The sequence below is a fragment of the Finegoldia sp. BIOML-A4 genome (assembly GCF_009679635.1).
GTDB lineage: Bacteria > Bacillota > Clostridia > Tissierellales > Peptoniphilaceae > Finegoldia > Finegoldia magna.
On sequence record NZ_WKZC01000005.1, the window covers coordinates 1 to 20,440 of the forward strand.

A 20,440-nucleotide genomic window follows, 5' to 3' on the forward strand; every position below is an offset into this window, starting at 1 on the left:
ACTAATTTAATTACTCAAATAATCAAATAACCTGAAATTAATTTCAGGTTATGCTTGACTTTTGTTAGCAGGTTTTTGTGCCCATTTTGTGTGAGATGTGTAGTTAAACCCGTGTCTTGCAACTGTAATTCTCACGAAACCTTCAAGCAAACAATCGAGCTGTATATTATGAAATAATGTAAACAGTCAAGCCTTTTTGCTAAGAATATCATACGGAAGAAATTTAATTGATTTCAAATCGAAAAAATCCGTCAGAAATCGCACCGCTTGAGCGTTAGCGAGCTTGCGATTTCAGGATTTTGAGGTTCGGGTCATTATTCTAGTTTTTTTGTTCACCTTAAGTTAAGCATTTTTTCCTCTTTTAAAACCTAAAAGATATTTATATGGCACTGAAACTTTACTTTCTACAAAACTTTTTCTTTTTCCCCAAGTTATATTTTCTGAAATAGATCTTGATTCTTCTTGAGCATGTACATTTGTAAATGATGTAACGCAAAAAATTATAAAAAAATATATTGACATTTTAAATGCATTTATTGTACTATTGATATGCAACATTATTTTTAAAGGAGGAAAATTCGTTGAATGCTTTGATTACAAGAAACGAAGGTTTACTTTTCATCATATTATTGATGGTTTCATTATCATTATGGGTTCAAAAATATAAAGTTTTTAAATCTTTAGGACCTGTTCTTACAGTTGTAGTAATGGGGATTATTTTATCAAATACCCATGTTGTTCCTATTTCTCATGATTTATATGGACAAATTTCTACTTATTTAGTACCAGTTGCAATTTCAGTTTGTATGCTTAGTATGAATTTTAAAGAGCTAAAAAAGCTTACTAAAGAGCCTCTATTGGCTTTGATTTCTGCTATCTTTTCTGTCTGTATAGTTGCTATAGTATTGGGGATTTGTTTTGCACCGAAAATAACTGAAGGTTGGAAATGTGCAGGTATGTTTGTAGGAACTTATACAGGAGGAACTCCTAACTTAACAGCTATAGCTACAGGGCTTGATTGTTCAAGAGAAACTCTTGCTGCGGCAAATGCAGCAGATTATGTTGTTTCAACACCACTTATGGTATTTTTATTTGCATCTCCTATGATTCTTAAAGCATCAAAAAGATGGAATAAATTTTGGCCATATCAACTTAGTGATGAAGAATTAGAAGATGGTGAACAAGAAACACTTATGTCCGATAAAAAATGGTCAATAAAAGATATAACTTGGTTACTTACTATAGGTTTTGCTGTAACATTTATAACTACAATTATTGCTCAAAAAATATTTCCTGCAGATTTTTGGAAATCAGGAAGATTATTGATGCTTACAACTGTTTCTATAATCATTTCTCAATTGAAACCTGTAAAAAAATTAAGAGGAAATTTAGATTTAGGATTGTTTTTATCTTTAATTTTCCTTTCAACAATCGGATTTGCAGTTGATTTAAAACAATTTATCGGTTCAGCATTTATTATGACTTTGTATGTATTACTAATGTTGATATTCTGTATATTAGTACATTTGATAATATGTAGATTATTAAAAATTAAATATGAATATGTAATTTTATCAATGGTAGGATGCATTGTAGATGGACCAACATCTGCTCTTACAGCGGGAGGAGCTAATTGGAAATCTCTTATAAATGTAGGATTGATAATGGGTATAATAGCAGGTGCTTTAGGAAATTATGTCGGAATATTTGTAGCCTATACAGTTAAATTTATATGTGGTCTATAGGTTATTGATTATGTAATATTAAAAAATTTAGGAAGTGATAAAGTAAAATTCACTTCCTTTTTTAATACAAATATTTATTTAAACAAATAAATACTTTAATGTACATTTGTAAATGATGTGAGACCAAAAATTATAAAAAATATAACCTGTATGATAGAATTAGAAACATATTTAACATCAAGTCGCATTTTAACACCAATTTTAGTAGGAGTATGATAAGGTTTGGGAACATAGGGTTTGGAAGGTTGTTTAATATCTTTAAAAAAGCCAAGTTTTCTAAGAAATCTAAAGAGAGAGCAGGGGTGTCTAATTCTTTTAATTTCATCTGGAAATCTCATTATGCATCTCATTGCGTAAATGTTTCAATAATATAGCGTTACTATACCATGTAATCATAATTTTTTCTATCTCCCAAGGCTACATAGTAGTGCGGACTGCAACCATCCCTGTGTCTGTTAAAGCAAACAATCGAGCTGTATATTGTGAAATTATGTAAACAGATCAAGCCTTTTTGCTAAGAATATCATACGGAAAAAATTTCGTTGATTTCAAATCGAAAAAATCCGTCAGAAATCACACCGCTTGAGCGTTAGCGAGCTTGCGAATTCAGGATTTTGAGATTTAGAAATCACAAATTTTTGTAGTCTAGATATTCGCGCAAAATGCTTGATCTGTGTTGTTTTGCGAATAAGATTATTAAATTTTCACCTAGATTATAGACTTGATAAAAATTTTTTAGAAAGCATTAAGTTCTTATTAAATAATATAATTCAGAAATTGTATTGCCCTATGGCAACAAGTATGTTAAATTATATAATGTAAAAATACTTTCAGGAGGCAAAAATGAAAAAATTAAAATTACTTGCATTTTTAATGGCTTTTGCATTCATATTAACTGCATGTGGAAAGCCTGCAGACAACAAAGGAACCGATGCTCCTAACGCACCGGCTGTTGAAGGAACTGAAAAAGGTTCTTCTAAAAAAGGTGGACTTATGATCCTAGGTGTTGGATCTGATCCTACATCTGTTAACCCTCTATTTGCAAACGACAGAGTTTCATTAACTATTACAAATGTATTGTATGACAAGTTATACAATGTTAAGTCAGGGAAAGTTGTTTATGACGGCTTAGCAGAATCAATGACTCCATCTGAAGACCACTTAACTTATACTTTAAAGTTAAAAAATGGTATAAAGTGGCATGATGGTAAGGACATAACAGCAGATGATATTATCTTTACCTATGACAGCATATTAGATGATAAGCAAAATGCTAAGGGACAAAATGTTCTAAAGTCAGAAGCTGGTGTTGTTGAGTACAAAAAAGTTGATGACAAGACAATTGAATACAAATTACCTAAAGTAGATATGACTTTCTTAAATGGTATAGCTGGTATCTCCCCTATTCCGAAACATGTATTCGAAGGAGAAGCAGAAATTGCTAAGAGTCCAAAGAATGCAGAACCAATAGGAAGTGGTCCATTTAAATTCAAAGAACATAAGACTGGTGAACTATACCAAGTTGAAAGATTTGAAGACTACCATGGTGATGTTGCTAAACTTGATGGTATAGCTTACAAAGTTATTCCTGATGCAAACGCATCAATGGTTGCACTTGAAAATGGAGAAATTTCTGTTTCATATATTAAACCTAAAGACGTAGCTAAGTATAAAAAGAATGACAACTTTGAAATTGTTACATTCTCTGAAGGAATGGTTGACAACCTATTTTTCAGAGTAAACTCTGAAAAATTAAATGACGTAAAAGTTCGTCAAGCTATTTCATATGCAATTGACAAAACTAAACTAATTCAAGGAACTTATTTAAGTGAAGACTATGCAGACCCTGCATATTCAGCATTCTCAACAAACACAGGTTTCTTTAGTGATGACGTTGAAAAGTATGATCACAATGTAGAAAAGGCAAAAAAACTTTTAAAAGAAGCTGGTAAGGAAAACTTAGAACTTAAGTTAATGTACACTTCAGGAAGTCCTGCTCAAGAAAAAGAGAGTCTATTAATTCAAGAAATGCTTAAGGAAGTTGGAATAAATGTAGAACTTCTTCCAATGGAAAGAGCAACTTTCATTGAAAAATTATTAGACCCATCAAACCACGACTTTGACATGGCTATAAACGGATATGTAATGGGAGACAACCCTGACTCATATTCGTCAATCTTTAAGAGTAATTCATCAGAAAACTTCAGTAACTACAAAAACCCAAAAATAGATGAGCTATTCGAACAAGCTAAGACAGAAACTGACGAAGCTAAGCGTGGAGAAATATATAAAGAAATCCAACAAATACTTGCTGATGACGCAGTAGAATATCCTGTTGCAAATGTAAAATCAATTCTTGCAGTTCGTAAAGAGTTTAAAAACTTAGATGCAGCAAACCCTGCACCTATTCACATGTTTGATTACTTCAACAAGATTGAATCAAAATAATTAACTAATGAACAGTCCCTTTTTAGGGATTGTTCATTTATTTTAGGAGATATTATGACAAGACTTATACTTAGACGACTTTTACAAACGATACCTATGATAATAACTATTTCCATCGTTTCCTTTTTGCTTGTAAGAATCGCACCATCTGACCCAGTTAGGGCAATGATAACACCTGAGTCTACAGTGGAAGACATAGAAAGAGTCAGAGAGAACATGGGCCTTAATGACAGTTACTTTGTTCAGTATAAAAGATGGGCAGGAGATATTTTAAAAGGCGACTTTGGCTACTCATTTTCAAATCACAGACCTGTGCTGGATCAGGTTACCGAAAGACTACCGGCAACTTTAGGACTTATGGGAAGTGCGTTTTTAATTTCAATTATAGTCGGTACAATTATTGGTATTATTTCAGGAATGAACAAAGGAGGTATAGTAGATAAGATTTTTACACTGCTTTCCTACATAGGAATATCCATACCTTCATTCTGGTTTGCAATGATGCTTGTGCATCTTTTTTCATTAAAATTAGGGCTTCTTCCATCAATTGGAATGAGAACTCTTGGTGTTGAAACAACAGCAGACCTAATAAAGCACTCTATCCTACCAGTACTTACTTTAAGCATTGGTGATACAGCTGTAATTAGTAGATATGTAAGAGCAAGGGTGATGGATCAACTAAAAGAGGATTATGTAATGACAGAAATTGCCCAAGGTAGTTCAAAGAAAGAGCTTTTCTTTAAAAGTATTCTTAAAAACTCTCTCCTTCCACTTATCACGCTAGTTGGAATGAGCTTACCGAGACTTGTTTCAGGTGCCTTTATAACTGAAAGCATCTTTGGATGGCCAGGCCTTGGACAACTCGGTATGAATGCCATCTTTACAGCAGACTACCCTCTAATAATGGCAACTACTATGTTTGCATCTGTATTATTAATCCTTGGAAACTTAATCTCAGATATCCTTTACGGAATTGTAGACCCTAGAATAAAGGAGATGAACTAATGAAAAATCTTTTTAAAAAATTAAAACAGAGTCCCCTTAGGGTCAAACTTTCCGTAGTAGTGTTACTAATCTTTATTTTGTCGGCAATCCTTGCTGACTTGTATCCTAAAAATGGCATTGATACGGAAATAACCAATGCACTGGTTCCACCAAATAGCGAAAATCTTTTTGGAACTGACGACTTAGGTAGAGATTACTTTGCTAGGGCATTACATGGCGCAAGGGCCTCCCTTACAGTTGGTGTGCTATCGGTTGTTATTTCAACCATATTAGGATCATTCGTTGGAATCATTTCAGGATATTTCGGCGGTAAAGTAGATATGATAATTATGAGAATTGTTGACATACTAATGAGTATTCCATCATTCTTTTTAATACTAATCTTAAACGCTGCACTTAAACCAGGAATTCAAAATATTATTATTATCATAGGACTATTTAGCTGGATGGGCATTGCAAGACTAGTTCGTGCAGAAACTTTAACAGTTAAAGAAAGAGACTATGTAACATATTCAAAATTAATTGGAGTTAGCCACCAAAAGATAATGACAAAACACATTCTTAGAAACATAGTTCCTACTCTTACAGTTGCGGCTACAGTTAATGTAGCTTCTGCAATACTAACAGAGTCTTCCCTATCCTTCCTTGGACTTGGGGTAAGACAACCAAACTCCTCATGGGGTTCAATGTTAAAAGATGCCCAACAATATCTAGGAACTTCACCATACTTGGCGCTGTTCCCAGGGCTTTTAATCCTTTTAACAGTACTTTGCTTTAACGTAATCGGAGACTATTATAGACAGGAGATACAATGAAATTAGTAGAAATAAAGAACTTAAATGTAGAATTTCCAGGAAAGGAATACACAACATATGCTGTTAACAATGTAAGTTTTGATATATATGAAAATGAAACCCTTGGAATTGTTGGAGAGTCGGGTTCAGGTAAATCTGTAACTGCAAAGTCCATATTAAATTTATTGAAGGACAAATCAAAATATAGCGGCGAAATAATTTATGATGGTGTAAACATGCTCGAGGCTGACGAAAAAACTCTAAGGCGCATAAGAGGCGACGAAATATCCATGGTGTTTCAAGATCCAATGACCTCTGTAAATCCACTTTTCACAATTGAAAAGCAAATGCATAGACTTATAAAGAGACATAGAAAAAACTTAAGCGCAAAGGAAATAAGAGATATTTCCATAAAATATTTAGACCTAGTTGGCATTCCCGACGCTAAAAATAGAATAAAATCATATCCCCATGAGTTTTCAGGCGGAATAAAACAAAGAGTTATGATAGCTATGAGCCTTTGCCTAGAACCAAAACTTATTATTGCAGACGAACCTACTACCGCCTTAGACGTTACAATTCAAGCACAAGTACTAACACTTTTAAACAATATAAACGAAAACTCTAAACAGTCAACTTTACTTATAACCCATGATCTAGGCGTTGTAGCAAATACATGTGATAGAGTTGTGGTGTTATATGGCGGAAAAATTATGGAAGAGGCAACAACAAAAGAACTATTTACAAAAGGACTTCACCCATATACGAAGGGACTTTTAGCATCGCTTCCAAGAATTGGCGAAAAAGAAAGACTGGTTCCAATACCAGGAAACCCACCTGTAATAACAGAAAAACCAAAGGGCTGTCCATTTTATGATAGATGTAGTTTAAGACAAGATATATGTAAAAATAAAGAGTTACCAAAAAAAGAGATATCCCCTACCCATAGGGTTTACTGTCATATGATTGAGGTGTAATATGGAAAAGATTTTTGAAATTAAAAACTTAAAAAAGTACTTTCCTGTAAAAAAAGAAAAGGTGTTTGAAGAACAAAAACATTTAAAGGCATTAGACGGAATAGACCTAGAAATATACAAAGGAGAGACCTTTGGCCTAGTTGGAGAATCTGGATCAGGTAAGTCAACATTAGGTAAGTGCATTACAGGTATTCACGATATAACCGAAGGCGATGTAAATTATAAAGGCAAAAACATAAAGGATAAAAGTACAAAAAAGATTATGCAAAATGAAATCCAGGCAATTTTTCAAGACCCATACTCTTCACTTAATCCAACCCTAACAGTTTATGAGATAATTGCAGAGCCAATAATGACAAGACTTCAACTAAGTAACGAAGAAACAAAAAATAAAGTTATAAAACTCTTAGAAAAAGTAGGACTATCAAAAGAGATTATGTATAAAAAGCCGGGACAATTTAGTGGTGGACAAAGACAGAGAATCGGAATAGCAAGAGCAATATCCACCGACCCGGAGTTTATACTATGCGATGAGCCAATATCGGCGCTGGACGTTTCAATTCAAGCGCAAATTGTAAACTTGCTAGAAGATTTACAAAAAGAACTAGGGCTAACATACCTTTTTATTGCCCACGACCTTGCAATGGTACAGCATATCTCCCATAGAATTGGAGTTTTGTATCTTGGTAATATGGTAGAAGTAGGAAGCGGAAAAGATATATATGAAAATCCTCTTCACCCATATACAAAAGAACTTTTAAATTCAGTTTTAATACCAGAAGTTACTGGAGAAAAAATATTAAGCCATGGCAATAGAGAAATTCCTAGTCCAATAAACCTTCCAGAAGGATGTGTATTCCAAGGACGATGCCCATATAAAACAGAAATCTGTTCAAAACAATGTCCTAAACTGGTTGAAATAAGCCCCGGCCATAAAGTGGCATGCCATAATATATAGTGAGAAGTTAAAAGTGAGATGCTAGAATTAGAATATGTAAAATAATTTACATGATGACCTTAACCCGTAAACACGGAATAATTTAATAATATCTTAAGCGGAATGTAATCTGTACATAACAGGGGACATTCCGTTTAATTTTGTTTTAAATTCTTTTGTGTGTTTTGGCATACAAAAACCCCTCCATCCGTATTCCGGATTTTGGGGTTCAGATCCCACGATACGCCTTTATTGTTGTCTATTATTTTTTGCTTTTTACTGCTTTTAATATTTCTCCTGCTGCGAATGGCAATAATGCGCATGGCAAGATTACTTTGTAGTGTTCAAGGTGAAGTGGTATTGTTTCGAATACATCATTTACTCCAGGAATGTAGATTACTGCTAGCATCAATAATAATGAAAGTGATGTTCCCATTACTAATGCTTTGTTTGAGAAAAATCCTATTTGGAATACTGATTTGTGTTCACTTCTTACTGAATAACTTCTTAGTAATTCTGATAGAATCAATGTTGCAAATGCAACTGTTCTTGCAGATTCAATATGACCATCGAAGTGGTTCAATCCATAGTTATATGCAAATAATGTTGCAACTGTGATTGCCAATGATTGAACGATGATACTTAGTCTCATGTTCTTGTCGATGATTGGTTCTTTTGGTGAACGAGGAGCTCTGTTCATAATGTCAGCTTCTCCTTTTTCAACTCCAAGCGCCATTGCTGGGAATGAGTCTGTCACTAAGTTTAACCATAATAATTGAATTGGGATAAATGGTGTGTCCCATTTGAACATTATCGCCAAGAATACGATAAGAATTTCTGCGATGTTACAGCTTAGTAGGAATGATACGAATTTTTTGATGTTGGAGTAAATTATTCTTCCTTCTTCTACTGCGTTGACAATTGTTGCAAAGTTGTCGTCTGTAAGGATAACTTCTGATGTGTTCTTGGCAACGTCTGTTCCAGTGATTCCCATCGCAATTCCGATGTCTGCTTTTTTGATTGCAGGTGCATCGTTGACTCCGTCACCTGTCATGGCTGCGATGTGTCCGTTTTCTTTTAATGCTTTAACGATTTGTACTTTGTTTTGTGGAGAAACTCTCGCATAAACTCTCTTTTCTTTGACGATTTCACGGATTTGTTCGTCTGACATATTGTTAAGTTCAGCTCCCATGATTGCTTGTGAATCGTCCGTACAAATTCCCAAATCTTTTGCGATTGCAACTGCTGTTTCCAAGTAGTCTCCAGTAATCATAACTGGTGTGATTCCCGCTGTTTTACATTCTTTGATTGCATCTTTTACTTCTAGTCTTGGTGGATCTATCATTCCAGATAATCCTACAAATACCATGTCTTTTTCGATGTTTTCAGATGTAATTTCATTTGGTAATTCTTCGTGTTCACGAAGTGCATAAGCTAGTACACGAAGTGCTTGCTTAGCGTATTCGCTGTTTTTCGCCAATAATTTTTGTTTTAATTCTTCTGTTAGTGGTTTGATTTCGTTGTCGATTAAAATTTTGCTACATTTTTCGATAACTATATCTGGTGCACCTTTTGTGAAGGATACAACTTTGTCAGATAAGAATTTGTCGTGGAATGTAGTCATCATTTTTCTTTCTGAATCGAATGGAATTTCTTCTATTCTAGGATAGTTTTGATTGGATTCATCTTTTGTGATGTCTTGTTTTCCTGCTGCTGTGTGAAGTGCTCCTTCAGTAGGATCCCCAACGATTTTGTAAGTTCCGTCTTCTTCGATTAATTTCGAATCATTAGTAAGACTCATTATGTGAAGTAAAGTGTTAAGAGATTTGATGTCATCTTCTTGCATTTTACGGTCTTCAATCAAATAATCTCCAACAGGTTTGTAGCCTGTTCCTGTGACATCGACATCAGTTCCATCGACGTAAATTTTCTTCACAGTCATTTCGTTTTGAGTCAATGTACCAGTTTTGTCGGAGCAAATTACAGTAGTTGTTCCCAATGTTTCAACTGCCAAAAGTTTCTTGACGATGGCGTTTTTTTCTGCCATTCTTCCCATTCCCAAACTAAGCACGATTGTAACTATAGCTGGAAGTCCTTCTGGAATCGCTGCAACGGCAAGTGATACCGCAGTCATAAGCATATTCAATGCATCAAAATCATACACGAAATATCCAACTGCAAACACAATCGCGCATACAACAACAGTTACGATACCCAATTGCTTAGACAATTGTGCAAGCTTTCTTTGAAGAGGAGTTTCTTCGTCTTCAACCTGTGATAAACTCGTTGCGATTTTACCGATTTCTGTGTTTTGTGCAGTTTCTACAACGACACCCTTCGCTCTACCGTAACTTACGATAGAAGAACTGTACGCCATGTTTGTTCTGTCGCCAATTCCTGCATCTGTCGTAATCTCATCCTTAGCGTTCTTTTCAACAGCAACAGATTCACCAGTCAACGATGATTCGTCGATTTTCAAGTTAGTAGATTCCAATAATTTCAAATCGGCAGGGATAATATCTCCCGTTTCCAATTCAACGATATCTCCTGGAACCAAATTTTGTGAATCCACTTCCATAATCTTGCCGTTTCTTATAACCTTGGCTTTAGGACTTGCCATTTTTTGCAAAGCTTCTATTGCTTGTTCAGCCTTACCTTCTTGATAAATCGAAAGCACCGCATTCACAATAACGATAGCGATGATAATAATACTATCTGTAATTTCTCCAATAGCCATCGATAAAATAGATGCCAATAGCAAAATAATTATCATCGGATCCAAAAATTGATCCTTTAATTTGGCTGCCATGGACTTTTTCTTCTTTTCTTTTAATACGTTCTTGCCGTATTTTTCTAACAAACTCGTTACCTTACTGTCGGATAGACCATTGTTTTCGTCCGTGTCCAAACTTTTGATAACACTCTCATTAGATTCCTTGTACCAATCCAATCTCTTACCTCCTGTTAATTTCATAATAAAAAAAACTTTCACCATTTCTGGCAAAAGTCTTGCTAACCAAAGTGGCTTTGTGCCGGGTTTTAACCGTAATGACGACACAATATTTTTAAGCTACTCCCTCTTGTATATTAATTTTACCAAAAATATTATATTAAATCAATTATTTTATTATAACTTGAAAAGTATCGTGTTCCTTTTTCATATTCACAACTTTGCAACCCTCGTAATCGTGCGTGTCGATGAATGTGTCCACGATTGTTGGATCTTTTGTAAAATGCATTGGGAACAAAACTTTTGGATTGCATTTGTCGACAAATTCATTCACACCCAAATCATATCTTTCCTTTAATCTAGGATCAACTGGGAAAAACCCAATGTCAACATGCCCAATCTTGTCGATTTCCTTGGAGAAATCTTGTTGCATCTTTTGTTTTTCTTCTTCGGTGTCCTCTTCCCACACCCAATTGTTCAAATCACCAGCGAAGAAAAATTTCAAATGATTCGCTTCAAAATACACGCTAATTCCCATATCAGTAGAACCAAGCGCTGTAAAATCTGCACCGTACACAGAAGTCGATTCACCAACTTCAAGTTTTATAACCTTCTTGTCGAAATGCTTCTTCAAATCCTCAATATTATCTTGTCCCAAAAACACAACATTGTCCTTCGTATCATAATCAAAAACCTCTTCGTACACATCCTCTGAGACAATGTATGTAATATCACTGGCATTTTCATAATCAAAAATACTCTCGTTGTAGTGATCCGCGTGTGAATGAGTCACCACGAAAATCACCTTCTTGTCGTTCACATTTTTTGGCAAAGTTCCTTGAAAATAATCGAAAATAATTATCTTGTCTTCAAACTCCAAAGAAAATGAACTGTGGTATATATATCTAATGTTTAAACTTTGTTCCATTAAAATTCCTCCTCGTATATATTTACCCATAAATAGACAATTTACGCAAGTAAACGCATCAAATATTTTATAAATCCACAAAATTTTTACTTGTAGTATAATATTAATAATGAAAGGATGTTTTTATGAAAAAAACTAACGCAATGAGAATGCTCGACAAAGAAAAAATTGGGTATAAATATATAGAATACTCTGTAGGAGACGATGTGAGCGGCGAAAACGTCGCACAGAAATTGAACCAAGACGAAGCTTACGTGTTCAAAACACTTGTCACAGTTTCCAACACGAACGAAAATTTCGTGTTCGTTGTAGCTGTAAAAGACGAGCTTGACCTAAAAAAGTGTGCGAAAATAGCCGGAGTGAAAAAGCTTGAAATGATTCACGTAAAGGATTTGTTGAAAACTACGGGCTACATAAGAGGCGGTTGCTCTCCTATCGGTATGAAAACAAAATTTAAGACTTTTATCGACGAAAGTTGTGAAAATAAAGAATATATTTACGTGTCTGGAGGCAAAATTGGTGCGCAAATCAAAATTGCTCCCGAAGATTTGATAAAAATTTGTGATATTACTGTAGCAGACATTAAAAAGGAGTAAAAATGGATTACGAAAAACAGCTTGAAGCTGTAATTAACTACATTAAAAACGGAGAAAAATTAAAGGAAGATTTCACTGTCGGAATGGAGATGGAACATTTCATAATCGACAAAGATACTTTGAAGACTGTGTCGTATTTTGGTGAAAACGGAGTCGGAGAAACTCTAAGAGAACTTCACGAAGGAGGATGTGTCGCTTACAAGGAAGGAGAATACATTCTTGGACTTGAAAATGATGATTTGGCAGTGTCGACAGAACCTGGAAGCCAATTCGAAGTTGCTTTGTCATCAAAGTGGAACATCGACGAATTGAAGGATATTTACATCAAAAATATGAGAAAACTTGTTGAAGTTTTCGATAAGAAAAACCAAGCTATGGTGACTTTGGGCTATCATCCTGTGACTAAAATCGACGAGATTAAAATCTTGCCTAAAAAAAGATACGATTTTATGTACAAATATTTCAACGAAAGAGGAGATATGGCTCACAATATGATGAAGGGGACTTGCTCTTTGCAATGCAGCATCGACTACTCATCCGAAGAAGATTTCGTTAAGAAATACAAAATTGCAAACTGTTTGTCTCCAGTATTCTACACATTATTCGACAACGCATACATTTTCGAAGGAAATCCTGCAAAAAGTCGTAACATGAGAGAAATTATCTGGGAAAACACAGACACTGACAGATCCGGCATGTATAAGTTTAGTTTCGATGATGATTTGAGCTACAAAAAATACGCCGAAAATATTTTGAACACACCGTTGATTTTCTCAATTGATGAAAACCACGAATCTTATTATGTCGGAGGGACAACTTTTAAGGAAGTATTCAAAGACGTTAGGGATACTGATATGATTTTCCACGCATTATCAATAGTATTTCCAGATGTAAGGGCGAAACGATACATTGAAATCAGAATGATGGATGAAATCAAATATCCACTTAATTTCTCAGCAGTCGCTCTAATCAAAGGATTGTTCTACGACGATACTAATTTGGACAAATTATCAGAGCTTTTCAAAAATATGACATACGATAATTGCATGAAAGCAAAACTAGACGCGCGTGAAAAAGGACTGGATGCTACATTTATGAATGTTAACATGTTAGAGTTTTGCAAAATGCTTGTGGATATGGCAAAAAACGGCCTTCCAGCAAATGAAATCGGATATCTCATTCCACTAGAAGAAATGTTAGAAAACGGAATAAATCCAAGAGACATGTTCGAGAAAACTTACAAGGAAAAAGGACTTCGTGAAGCTGTGATTGAAAGCGAAATAAAATTGGAGGATTTAGATGTTTAATGACGAATATTCATTAGAATTATATAAAATAGTACGAGAAGACGAAGATATGTATTACAGGGATTTCGTGGATTTTATCGCCAAAACAAAAGTTTCTAAGGCCATTTATCACGGAGAACCAATCCCTATGACCTACCAAGGACTTTTCTACAACAAAAAGAACCGCTCAGATTTTGTATATATTTCAAATGTTTTGATGAGCATGACTGACAAAATCACCAAAGAATTTGTGGAAAATCCCGAATATCGTAAAATATTCCAATTGGATCCAGCAATCGAAGAACTAGTGCTTCACGATCCAGGCTACGATGTTCCCGTTCCAATCTGTCGCTACGACGTGTTCTACGACGGAGTAAACTACATGCTTTGTGAACTTAACACAGACGGATCATCTGCGATGAACGAAGACAACACACTAGGACAACTTCTCCTTCAAACAAAAGCTATGCAAAAATTCATGGAGAAACACAACGTTGAAAATGTCGATATGTTCACTCCATGGGTTTGGGAAACAGCTGATATGTACAAAAAATACGTATCCGATAAGAAACCAAATGTCGCTATCGTGGATAATTTAGAAGTGGGAACTCCAAACGAATTTGACGAATTCAAAAGAGTCTACGAAGAAAATGGATTCAACTGCGAAATCATCGACATCAGAGATTTGGAATACAAAGACGGCAAATTGTGCCACGGAGATTACGTGATAGATTTGGTTTACAGAAGAATAGTAACATTAGAATTGTTGAAAATAAAAGATCAAATCAAGCCATTCTTGGATGCGTACATGGACAACGCATTCTTCATGGTAGGATCATTCAGGTCACAATTGATGCACTCCAAGCTTATATTTGAAATCTTCAGAGACGAACAAACACAAGCTTTGTTGAATAATGAAGAAAAGAAATTCATCGACGAACACGTTCCATTCACGAAAAAAATCGAAGAACGTGATGCTTACGAAATCATAATGAACAAAGATAAATACATCTTCAAACCAATTGACGGTTACGCATCACTTGGAATATACGTAGGAAGTGAAATGAGAGAAGAAGAATTGCAAGAAAAACTTCCAGAATTTATCCGCACAGGCTACGTCTTCCAAGAATATTACGATATGAATAAGTGTGAATTCTTGGAATTCGAAGAAAAATCTCCTGTACTCAACAAATTCTCACAAGTTGTGGGACTGTTCATCTACAACAAACACTTCGTAGCCCCTTACACACGAATCGGAAAAGATAACGTCGTAAGTGGTGCCAGAAAATATTATACAGCACCAAACTTGTTCATAAATGAGTAATAAAAGCCACATTGTGTGGCTTTTTTTGTGTGGAAATGATTCTTTAATTTTGCAAATAAAAAAGTTATTTGTAGAATTAAAGCTCGTACTACAAATAACTTTTTTCAACATTTATATATATTTTTCCTATGATCGACTTCTACAACGCAGATTATTAATTTATCGTCATCAATCTCGCAAATAATTCTGTAGTTTGACACTCTGTATCGCCAAAATCCTCTCAAATTGGCTGACAACGCCTTACCTCTTGCACGTGGCTCTTCTAATTGACCTACTTTCTCCATATAATGAATAATCATTTTTTGAATAGGCTTATCGAGTTTTTTCAAGGATTTTAGTGATTTTTCTGAATAAATAACCCTCATATACCCAACTCTTTTTTTACCTCATCATTACTGTAAAATTTCATTTGGTCTTTGTTTAACAGATACTCATTAATTATTTTTTCATCATACTCTTGTTCGATTTTTTCCAATAATGATTCTCTTGCCCAGTCGGATAAAGTTTTGTTTTTTTCTTTTGAAACATTTGTGAAAAGTTCCTTATCCGATTCGCTCAATCTAATCGTTATAGTAGCCATAAAATCACTCCTTTTATTGTGTTACATCGTAACATAATTGTATTATAAATTCTTTACTTAGTCAAGCCTAAAACTTACGACCCCATCATTTTGTTGTGGCTTTTTGGTGAAAGATTATAAATTATTCCGATTAATTTCATCCTCAAGTACACAATCATCTATTGTTGTATGTAATCCTTCTATTATTTTTTCTTTTTCTTGTGAATTTGAATATATTCTTAAAGTTTCCATTATCCCTTTGTAATCTGACTCACTAAGCACGACAACATTTCCAGTTTCTGTTGTAACTTTTAGCTGCTCATTTGATTTTATTAATTCATCAATCATTTCAGATAAATTATCACTGAAATTTTCTGCAGTTGTACTTTTCATTACCTCAACTCCTTCTATTTTTATTATATCCTATATTATTCTAATACAATGCTGGACTTTTATGCGTATTATGCGTATTATTAATCATAAGGAGGTTAGACGATGTTAAAATCATATCCTGCTATTTTTCATAAAGAAGAAGACTTTTATTGGGTGGAATTTCCAGAGTTTGGCGGTGGAACTGAAGGAGATAATATTGAAGAAGCAATGGTAAACGCTCATCAAATGTTAGAAAGTGTGTTGGCTACTTTCATTGATGAAGATATTCCACTTCCTAAACCAAGTGATATTACAAAAATAAAAGTCGAAGATGGATTTACGTCTATGATTCAAGTTGATCCCACACCATTTATCAAAAACAACAAAACCATCAGAAAAAATGTTACAGTCCCTGAATGGTTGGTTAGACTTTGTGATCGTCAAAATATCAATTATTCTGAAGTTTTGACCACAGCCCTTGAAAAGAAAATCAACGCATAATTTTGTAAATATTTTTATTTCCCTAAGCCACATTGTGTGGCTTTTTTTGGTGTGTAGTTTTGTCGCTTTTCAGTTTTTCTTTTTTTGCTTTTATGATAATATTAAAGGTAAAGAAATTTTTTAATGATGATGAGAGGTCAATATGAGAAAATCTTGGAATGAATATTTTATGGATTTGGCATTGAATGTTGCGACACGTAGCACTTGTGACAGGGCGTTTGTTGGATGTGTGTTGGTGAATTCTGACAACAGGATTGTATCGACTGGATACAATGGTGCTATTAGTGGCAATCCTCACTGCGACGAGGTTGGTCACACTTTGCGTGACGGACATTGTATTGCTACGATTCACGCGGAGATGAATGCTTTGTTGTATTGTGCGAAAGAAGGAATTGCTGTGAAGGGTTGTATTTGTTATGTGACTCATTTTCCTTGTTTGAATTGCACGAAATCTTTAATTCAAGCTGGAATTAGCAAGATTTATTATCACGAGGCTTATCGTGTGGATGAGTATGCGATTGAATTGTTAGACCGAAATAATATTGAATATATCCAAATTTAAAGAGGTGTAATATGGATAAAATAAAAAAACTTCTAGTGGCAAACCGTGGCGAGATTGCTATAAGAATTTTTAGAGCTTGTAGTGAGCTTGGAATAAGAAGCGTTGCGATTTATAGCGAAGAGGACAAGACTTCCCTTTTCAGAACGAAGGCTGACGAATCGTATTTGATAAAAGATGCGGCATCTCCTTTGTCGAGTTATTTAGATATCGAAAAAATCATTGCGATTGCAAAATCCAAACACTGCGATGCCATTCATCCTGGTTATGGATTTTTGAGTGAAAATGCAGAATTTGCGAGACGTTGCAAGGAAAACGGAATAATTTTCGTGGGTCCTGACGAATCAGTTCTACATAGTTTGGGTGACAAGGTCCAATCGAAGTTAGTTGCCAAAAAAGCTGGCGTACAAACTATCGAGGGTGTGGAGACTCCTATCAGAAATAAAAATGAAGCATTGGAAATCGCAAACCAAATCGGCTATCCAGTTATGGTAAAAGCTTGTGCTGGTGGTGGCGGCCGTGGAATGAGAATTGTCGAAAAAGAATCCGATTTGATGAGTTCTTTCGTCAGCGCACAAAACGAATCCAAGAAAGCTTTCGGCTCGGACGATATGTTTATCGAAAAATACATCCGCAATCCAAAACACATTGAGGTGCAAATCATAGCCGACAACCACGGAAATATCCTTCACTTATACGAGAGGGATTGTTCCATCCAAAGACGTCACCAAAAAGTTGTGGAATTTGCTCCTGCATTTTCGATTTCAGACAAAACGAAGGACGAACTTCACAACGATGCCATCAAAATCTGCAAGGAAGTTGGCTACACAAATGCCGGTACTGTGGAGTTTTTGGTGGACGAAGATGAAAACCACTATTTCATCGAAGTAAACCCAAGAGTTCAAGTAGAACACACAGTTAGTGAACTTATCACTGGAATTGATATCGTTCAAACTCAAATTCTGATAGCAGACGGCAAAAGTTTTGATTCAGATGAAATTGGAATTTATTCACAAGAAGATGTTCACTGCAACGGTTACGCAATTCAATGCCGTATCACGACAGAAGATCCTGCGAATAATTTCATGCCTGATACTGGTAAGATTGATTTGTATCGTACAAGTTCCGGATTTGGAGTGAGACTTGACGGTGGAAATGGATTCACAGGCTCAGTAATCACGCCATATTACGATTCGCTTTTGGTTAAAATCACTGCCTTCTCCAGAACATTCAACGACACAATCAACAAAGCAATCCGTGCTTTGAGAGAAACGAAAATCAGCGGTGTGAAGACAAATATCGGCTTTATCATCAATGTTCTAAACACTGAAGAATTCCACAAGGGAACTTGTGACACGGGATTTATTTCCAAAAACCCTGAACTTTTCGACATCAAACCATCTACAGATAAAGAATTAAAGGTGTTGAATTTCATCAGTGAACGCTCCATTAATAACGACAAAAAAGATTACAACATTCCACAAATTCCAGAATTTACCAAGACAAATTCTACAGGAACCAAAGATATTTTCGAAGAAAAAGGTGCCAAGGGACTTAGCGATTGGATTTTGAACCAAGATAAACTTCTAATCACAGACACAACCCTAAGAGATGCGCACCAATCATTGATGGCGACACGAATGAGAACAAGAGATATGCTTCCTATCGCAGAAGCTACCAATGAATTGATGAAGGACTTGTTCAGTTTGGAAATGTGGGGCGGCGCAACATTTGACGTAAGCTACAGATTTTTAAAGGAAGATCCTTGGATTAGACTACAGGAACTTCGCAAAAGAATTCCAAACATCTTATTCCAAATGTTACTTCGTGGAAACAACACCGTAGGATACAAAAATTATCCAGATAATGTCGTGGTAAAATTTGTACAAAAAGCCGCAGAAAACGGAATCGACGTGTTCAGAGTGTTCGATTCACTCAACTACATCGACGGAATGAGACTTGCGTGTGACAGTGTACTTGACGAAGGAAAAATCTTGGAAGCAACACTTTGCTACACAGGCGACATTTTGGACGAAACAAGAGACAAATACTCACTAGATTATTACGTGAAAAAAGCCAAGGAACTAGAATCCATCGGCGCAAATATAATCGCAATCAAAGACATGAGCGCATTGTTAAAACCATACGCCGCAACGAAACTAATCTCAGCATTGAAAAACGAAATTTCTGTTCCAATTCATTTGCACACACACGACACGACAGGAAACGGAGTCGCTACGATAATCAACGCTTGTGAATCGGGAATTGACATAGTGGACACTTGCTTCAACTCAATGAGTTCACTCACAAGCCAACCTGCACTCAACTCAGTAGTCGCAGCACTTGAAAACACTCCACGTCAAACGGGAATCAGCCTTTCAAATTGTGACAAAATCAGCAACTACTACAAGGACGTTCGCTCCTACTACTCACAATTCGAGAGCGATTTGAAAAGTGGTACAACAGAAATTTATCGCTACGAAATTCCTGGAGGACAATATTCCAACCTCAAACCACAAGTAGAATCGTTCGGACTTGGAGAAAAATTCGACGAAGTAAAATTAATGTACAAAAAAGTCAACGACATGCTTGGTGACATCATCAAAGTTACACCATCATCCAAAATGGTCGGAGACATGGCAATATTCATGGTGGCAAACGGACTCACTCCAGAAAACATCTACGAAAAAGGCAAAAACCTAGACTACCCAGACTCAGTAATATCATTTTTCAAAGGAATGATGGGACAACCTGAAGGTGGATTCAACGAAAAATTACAAAAAATCGTATTAAAAGATGAAAAGCCAATCACAAAAAGAGCTGGACTTTACATCGACCCATTTGATTTTGAAAAGGACAAAAAAGATTTACAAGACAAATACAAAATGGAATTCGACGAAAAAGACATCGTATCACATGCACTTTATCCAAAAGTATTCGAAGAATACATCGACTACAGAAAAACAAAAGGCAACTTCACTTACATGGACACTCCGACATTCTTCGAAGGAATAAATGAGAAGGAAACAGTCGAAGTCCCAATAGAAGAAGGCAAAATCCTCATCATCAAACTTATCGAAAAAGGAAGATTGGAAAAAGACGGCTACAGAAACTTCACTTATGAAGTCAACGGAAACAGACGTGAAGTCAGAGTGTTCGATGAATCTGCAAAAATCACTGAACGTGAAGAAGACAACCTATCAGTAGCAGATCCTAACAACGACAAAGAAATCGGAGCATCAATTCCAGGAAGAGTCGTAAAAGTTCTAGTCAAAGAAAACGACAAAGTATCAGTAAACGACCCATTAGTAGTAGTGGAAGCCATGAAAATGGAAACCAACATACTATCCAAATCAGAAGGAATTGTAAAATCAATCCTAATCAAAGAAAATGACACCATAGACACAGACCAACTTTTAATAGTTTTGGAATAAAAAAATGGATTGTAGAGTCAAATCT

17 protein-coding genes and 1 pseudogene are annotated in these 20,440 nt (G+C 35.3%); 12 read left to right on the forward strand and 6 right to left on the reverse strand.

Annotated features, from left to right (window positions below):
• Positions 1-581: 581 nt before the first annotated feature.
• Positions 582-1,745, forward strand: a complete 1,164-nt coding sequence (locus GKG01_RS05055; RefSeq protein WP_094209116.1) for a DUF819 family protein — start codon at positions 582-584, stop codon at positions 1,743-1,745.
• Between the two features lie 164 nt (positions 1,746-1,909).
• Here GKG01_RS05055 and GKG01_RS09020 read toward each other — a convergent pair.
• A pseudogene (locus tag GKG01_RS09020) lies at positions 1,910-2,053 on the reverse strand (IS481 family transposase); the annotation flags it as partial.
• Positions 2,054-2,588: 535 nt separating this feature from the next.
• On the opposite strand from GKG01_RS09020, the gene GKG01_RS05060 reads away from it, so the two are divergent.
• The 5 genes from GKG01_RS05060 to GKG01_RS05080 are packed head-to-tail and all read left to right on the forward strand — an operon-like array spanning position 2,589 to position 7,927.
• Entirely contained in the window at positions 2,589-4,193 is a 1,605-nt protein-coding gene (locus GKG01_RS05060; RefSeq protein WP_094209118.1) for an ABC transporter substrate-binding protein, read from the forward strand.
• A 54-nt stretch (positions 4,194-4,247) separates the two neighbouring features.
• The gene (locus GKG01_RS05065) at positions 4,248-5,198 is read left to right on the forward strand and encodes an ABC transporter permease (RefSeq protein WP_094209119.1); all 951 of its coding nucleotides are present in this window, start codon (positions 4,248-4,250) and stop codon (positions 5,196-5,198) included.
• The gene (locus GKG01_RS05070) at positions 5,198-6,013 is read left to right on the forward strand and encodes an ABC transporter permease (protein ID WP_094209120.1); all 816 of its coding nucleotides are present in this window, start codon (positions 5,198-5,200) and stop codon (positions 6,011-6,013) included. Before GKG01_RS05065 ends, GKG01_RS05070 begins: the two co-directional genes overlap by 1 nt.
• Positions 6,010-6,969, forward strand: a complete 960-nt coding sequence (locus tag GKG01_RS05075; protein WP_154271703.1) for an ABC transporter ATP-binding protein — start codon at positions 6,010-6,012, stop codon at positions 6,967-6,969. Before GKG01_RS05070 ends, GKG01_RS05075 begins: the two co-directional genes overlap by 4 nt.
• A 1-nt stretch (position 6,970) precedes the next feature.
• Positions 6,971-7,927, forward strand: a complete 957-nt coding sequence (locus GKG01_RS05080) for an ABC transporter ATP-binding protein (RefSeq protein ID WP_154271704.1) — start codon at positions 6,971-6,973, stop codon at positions 7,925-7,927.
• A 241-nt stretch (positions 7,928-8,168) separates the two neighbouring features.
• Here GKG01_RS05080 and GKG01_RS05085 read toward each other — a convergent pair whose 3' ends face one another.
• Positions 8,169-10,856, reverse strand: a complete 2,688-nt coding sequence (locus GKG01_RS05085) for a calcium-translocating P-type ATPase, SERCA-type (RefSeq protein WP_154271783.1) — start codon at positions 10,854-10,856, stop codon at positions 8,169-8,171.
• 169 nt (positions 10,857-11,025) lie between these two features.
• Positions 11,026-11,784 carry an MBL fold metallo-hydrolase gene (locus GKG01_RS05090; RefSeq protein ID WP_094204480.1) on the reverse strand — a complete coding sequence of 253 codons (759 nt, stop codon included), beginning with the start codon at positions 11,782-11,784 and terminating at the stop codon, positions 11,026-11,028.
• Between the two features lie 125 nt (positions 11,785-11,909).
• On the opposite strand from GKG01_RS05090, the gene ybaK reads away from it, so the two are divergent.
• The 3 genes from ybaK to GKG01_RS05105 are packed head-to-tail and all read left to right on the forward strand — an operon-like array spanning position 11,910 to position 14,990.
• Positions 11,910-12,380 carry a Cys-tRNA(Pro) deacylase gene (gene ybaK, locus GKG01_RS05095; protein ID WP_154271705.1) on the forward strand — a complete coding sequence of 157 codons (471 nt, stop codon included), beginning with the start codon at positions 11,910-11,912 and terminating at the stop codon, positions 12,378-12,380.
• 2 nt (positions 12,381-12,382) lie between these two features.
• Complete coding sequence (locus tag GKG01_RS05100) at positions 12,383-13,687, forward strand: glutamate-cysteine ligase family protein (protein ID WP_154271706.1); 1,305 nt, start codon at positions 12,383-12,385, stop codon at positions 13,685-13,687.
• Positions 13,680-14,990, forward strand: coding sequence for a glutathionylspermidine synthase family protein (locus GKG01_RS05105; RefSeq protein WP_154254723.1), 1,311 nt, complete (start codon positions 13,680-13,682; stop codon positions 14,988-14,990). The genes GKG01_RS05100 and GKG01_RS05105 overlap by 8 nt, the downstream gene beginning before the upstream one ends.
• Positions 14,991-15,094: 104 nt before the next feature.
• Here GKG01_RS05105 and GKG01_RS05110 read toward each other — a convergent pair whose 3' ends face one another.
• The 3 genes from GKG01_RS05110 to GKG01_RS05120 form a co-directional block, all read right to left on the reverse strand.
• Positions 15,095-15,355, reverse strand: coding sequence for a type II toxin-antitoxin system RelE/ParE family toxin (locus tag GKG01_RS05110; RefSeq protein ID WP_002838725.1), 261 nt, complete (start codon positions 15,353-15,355; stop codon positions 15,095-15,097).
• A complete protein-coding gene (locus GKG01_RS05115; RefSeq protein WP_002838701.1) occupies positions 15,352-15,570 on the reverse strand; it encodes a DUF6290 family protein in 219 nt (72 codons plus the stop codon). Before GKG01_RS05115 ends, GKG01_RS05110 begins: the two co-directional genes overlap by 4 nt.
• A gap of 114 nt (positions 15,571-15,684) precedes the next feature.
• A complete protein-coding gene (locus tag GKG01_RS05120) occupies positions 15,685-15,942 on the reverse strand; it encodes a type II toxin-antitoxin system Phd/YefM family antitoxin (RefSeq protein ID WP_154254722.1) in 258 nt (85 codons plus the stop codon).
• Between the two features lie 102 nt (positions 15,943-16,044).
• Here GKG01_RS05120 and GKG01_RS05125 point away from each other — a divergent pair, with 102 nt between their 5' ends.
• The 3 genes from GKG01_RS05125 (at position 16,045) to GKG01_RS05135 (ending at position 20,415) form a co-directional block, all read left to right on the forward strand.
• Positions 16,045-16,422, forward strand: a complete 378-nt coding sequence (locus GKG01_RS05125; RefSeq protein ID WP_154254720.1) for a type II toxin-antitoxin system HicB family antitoxin — start codon at positions 16,045-16,047, stop codon at positions 16,420-16,422.
• 142 nt (positions 16,423-16,564) lie between these two features.
• Positions 16,565-16,984 carry a cytidine/deoxycytidylate deaminase family protein gene (locus tag GKG01_RS05130; protein ID WP_094206434.1) on the forward strand — a complete coding sequence of 140 codons (420 nt, stop codon included), beginning with the start codon at positions 16,565-16,567 and terminating at the stop codon, positions 16,982-16,984.
• 11 nt (positions 16,985-16,995) lie between these two features.
• A complete protein-coding gene (locus tag GKG01_RS05135) occupies positions 16,996-20,415 on the forward strand; it encodes a pyruvate carboxylase (RefSeq protein WP_154271707.1) in 3,420 nt (1,139 codons plus the stop codon).
• Positions 20,416-20,440 lie beyond the last annotated feature (25 nt).

What these genes read in the sequence shown, in the direction of transcription:
- GKG01_RS05060 (WP_094209118.1), top strand. Translation starts at nt 2,589, where the DNA reads ATGAAAAAATTAAAATTACTTGCATTTTTAATGGCTTTTGCATTCATA.
- GKG01_RS05065 (WP_094209119.1), top strand. Translation starts at nt 4,248, where the DNA reads ATGACAAGACTTATACTTAGACGACTTTTACAAACGATACCTATGATA.
- GKG01_RS05070 (WP_094209120.1), top strand. Translation starts at nt 5,198, where the DNA reads ATGAAAAATCTTTTTAAAAAATTAAAACAGAGTCCCCTTAGGGTCAAA.
- GKG01_RS05075 (WP_154271703.1), top strand. Translation starts at nt 6,010, where the DNA reads ATGAAATTAGTAGAAATAAAGAACTTAAATGTAGAATTTCCAGGAAAG.
- GKG01_RS05080 (WP_154271704.1), top strand. Translation starts at nt 6,971, where the DNA reads ATGGAAAAGATTTTTGAAATTAAAAACTTAAAAAAGTACTTTCCTGTA.
- GKG01_RS05090 (WP_094204480.1), bottom strand. Translation starts at nt 11,784, where the DNA reads ATGGAACAAAGTTTAAACATTAGATATATATACCACAGTTCATTTTCT.
- ybaK (WP_154271705.1), top strand. Translation starts at nt 11,910, where the DNA reads ATGAAAAAAACTAACGCAATGAGAATGCTCGACAAAGAAAAAATTGGG.
- GKG01_RS05100 (WP_154271706.1), top strand. Translation starts at nt 12,383, where the DNA reads ATGGATTACGAAAAACAGCTTGAAGCTGTAATTAACTACATTAAAAAC.
- GKG01_RS05105 (WP_154254723.1), top strand. Translation starts at nt 13,680, where the DNA reads ATGTTTAATGACGAATATTCATTAGAATTATATAAAATAGTACGAGAA.
- GKG01_RS05110 (WP_002838725.1), bottom strand. Translation starts at nt 15,355, where the DNA reads ATGAGGGTTATTTATTCAGAAAAATCACTAAAATCCTTGAAAAAACTC.
- GKG01_RS05115 (WP_002838701.1), bottom strand. Translation starts at nt 15,570, where the DNA reads ATGGCTACTATAACGATTAGATTGAGCGAATCGGATAAGGAACTTTTC.
- GKG01_RS05120 (WP_154254722.1), bottom strand. Translation starts at nt 15,942, where the DNA reads ATGAAAAGTACAACTGCAGAAAATTTCAGTGATAATTTATCTGAAATG.
- GKG01_RS05125 (WP_154254720.1), top strand. Translation starts at nt 16,045, where the DNA reads ATGTTAAAATCATATCCTGCTATTTTTCATAAAGAAGAAGACTTTTAT.
- GKG01_RS05130 (WP_094206434.1), top strand. Translation starts at nt 16,565, where the DNA reads ATGAGAAAATCTTGGAATGAATATTTTATGGATTTGGCATTGAATGTT.
- GKG01_RS05135 (WP_154271707.1), top strand. Translation starts at nt 16,996, where the DNA reads ATGGATAAAATAAAAAAACTTCTAGTGGCAAACCGTGGCGAGATTGCT.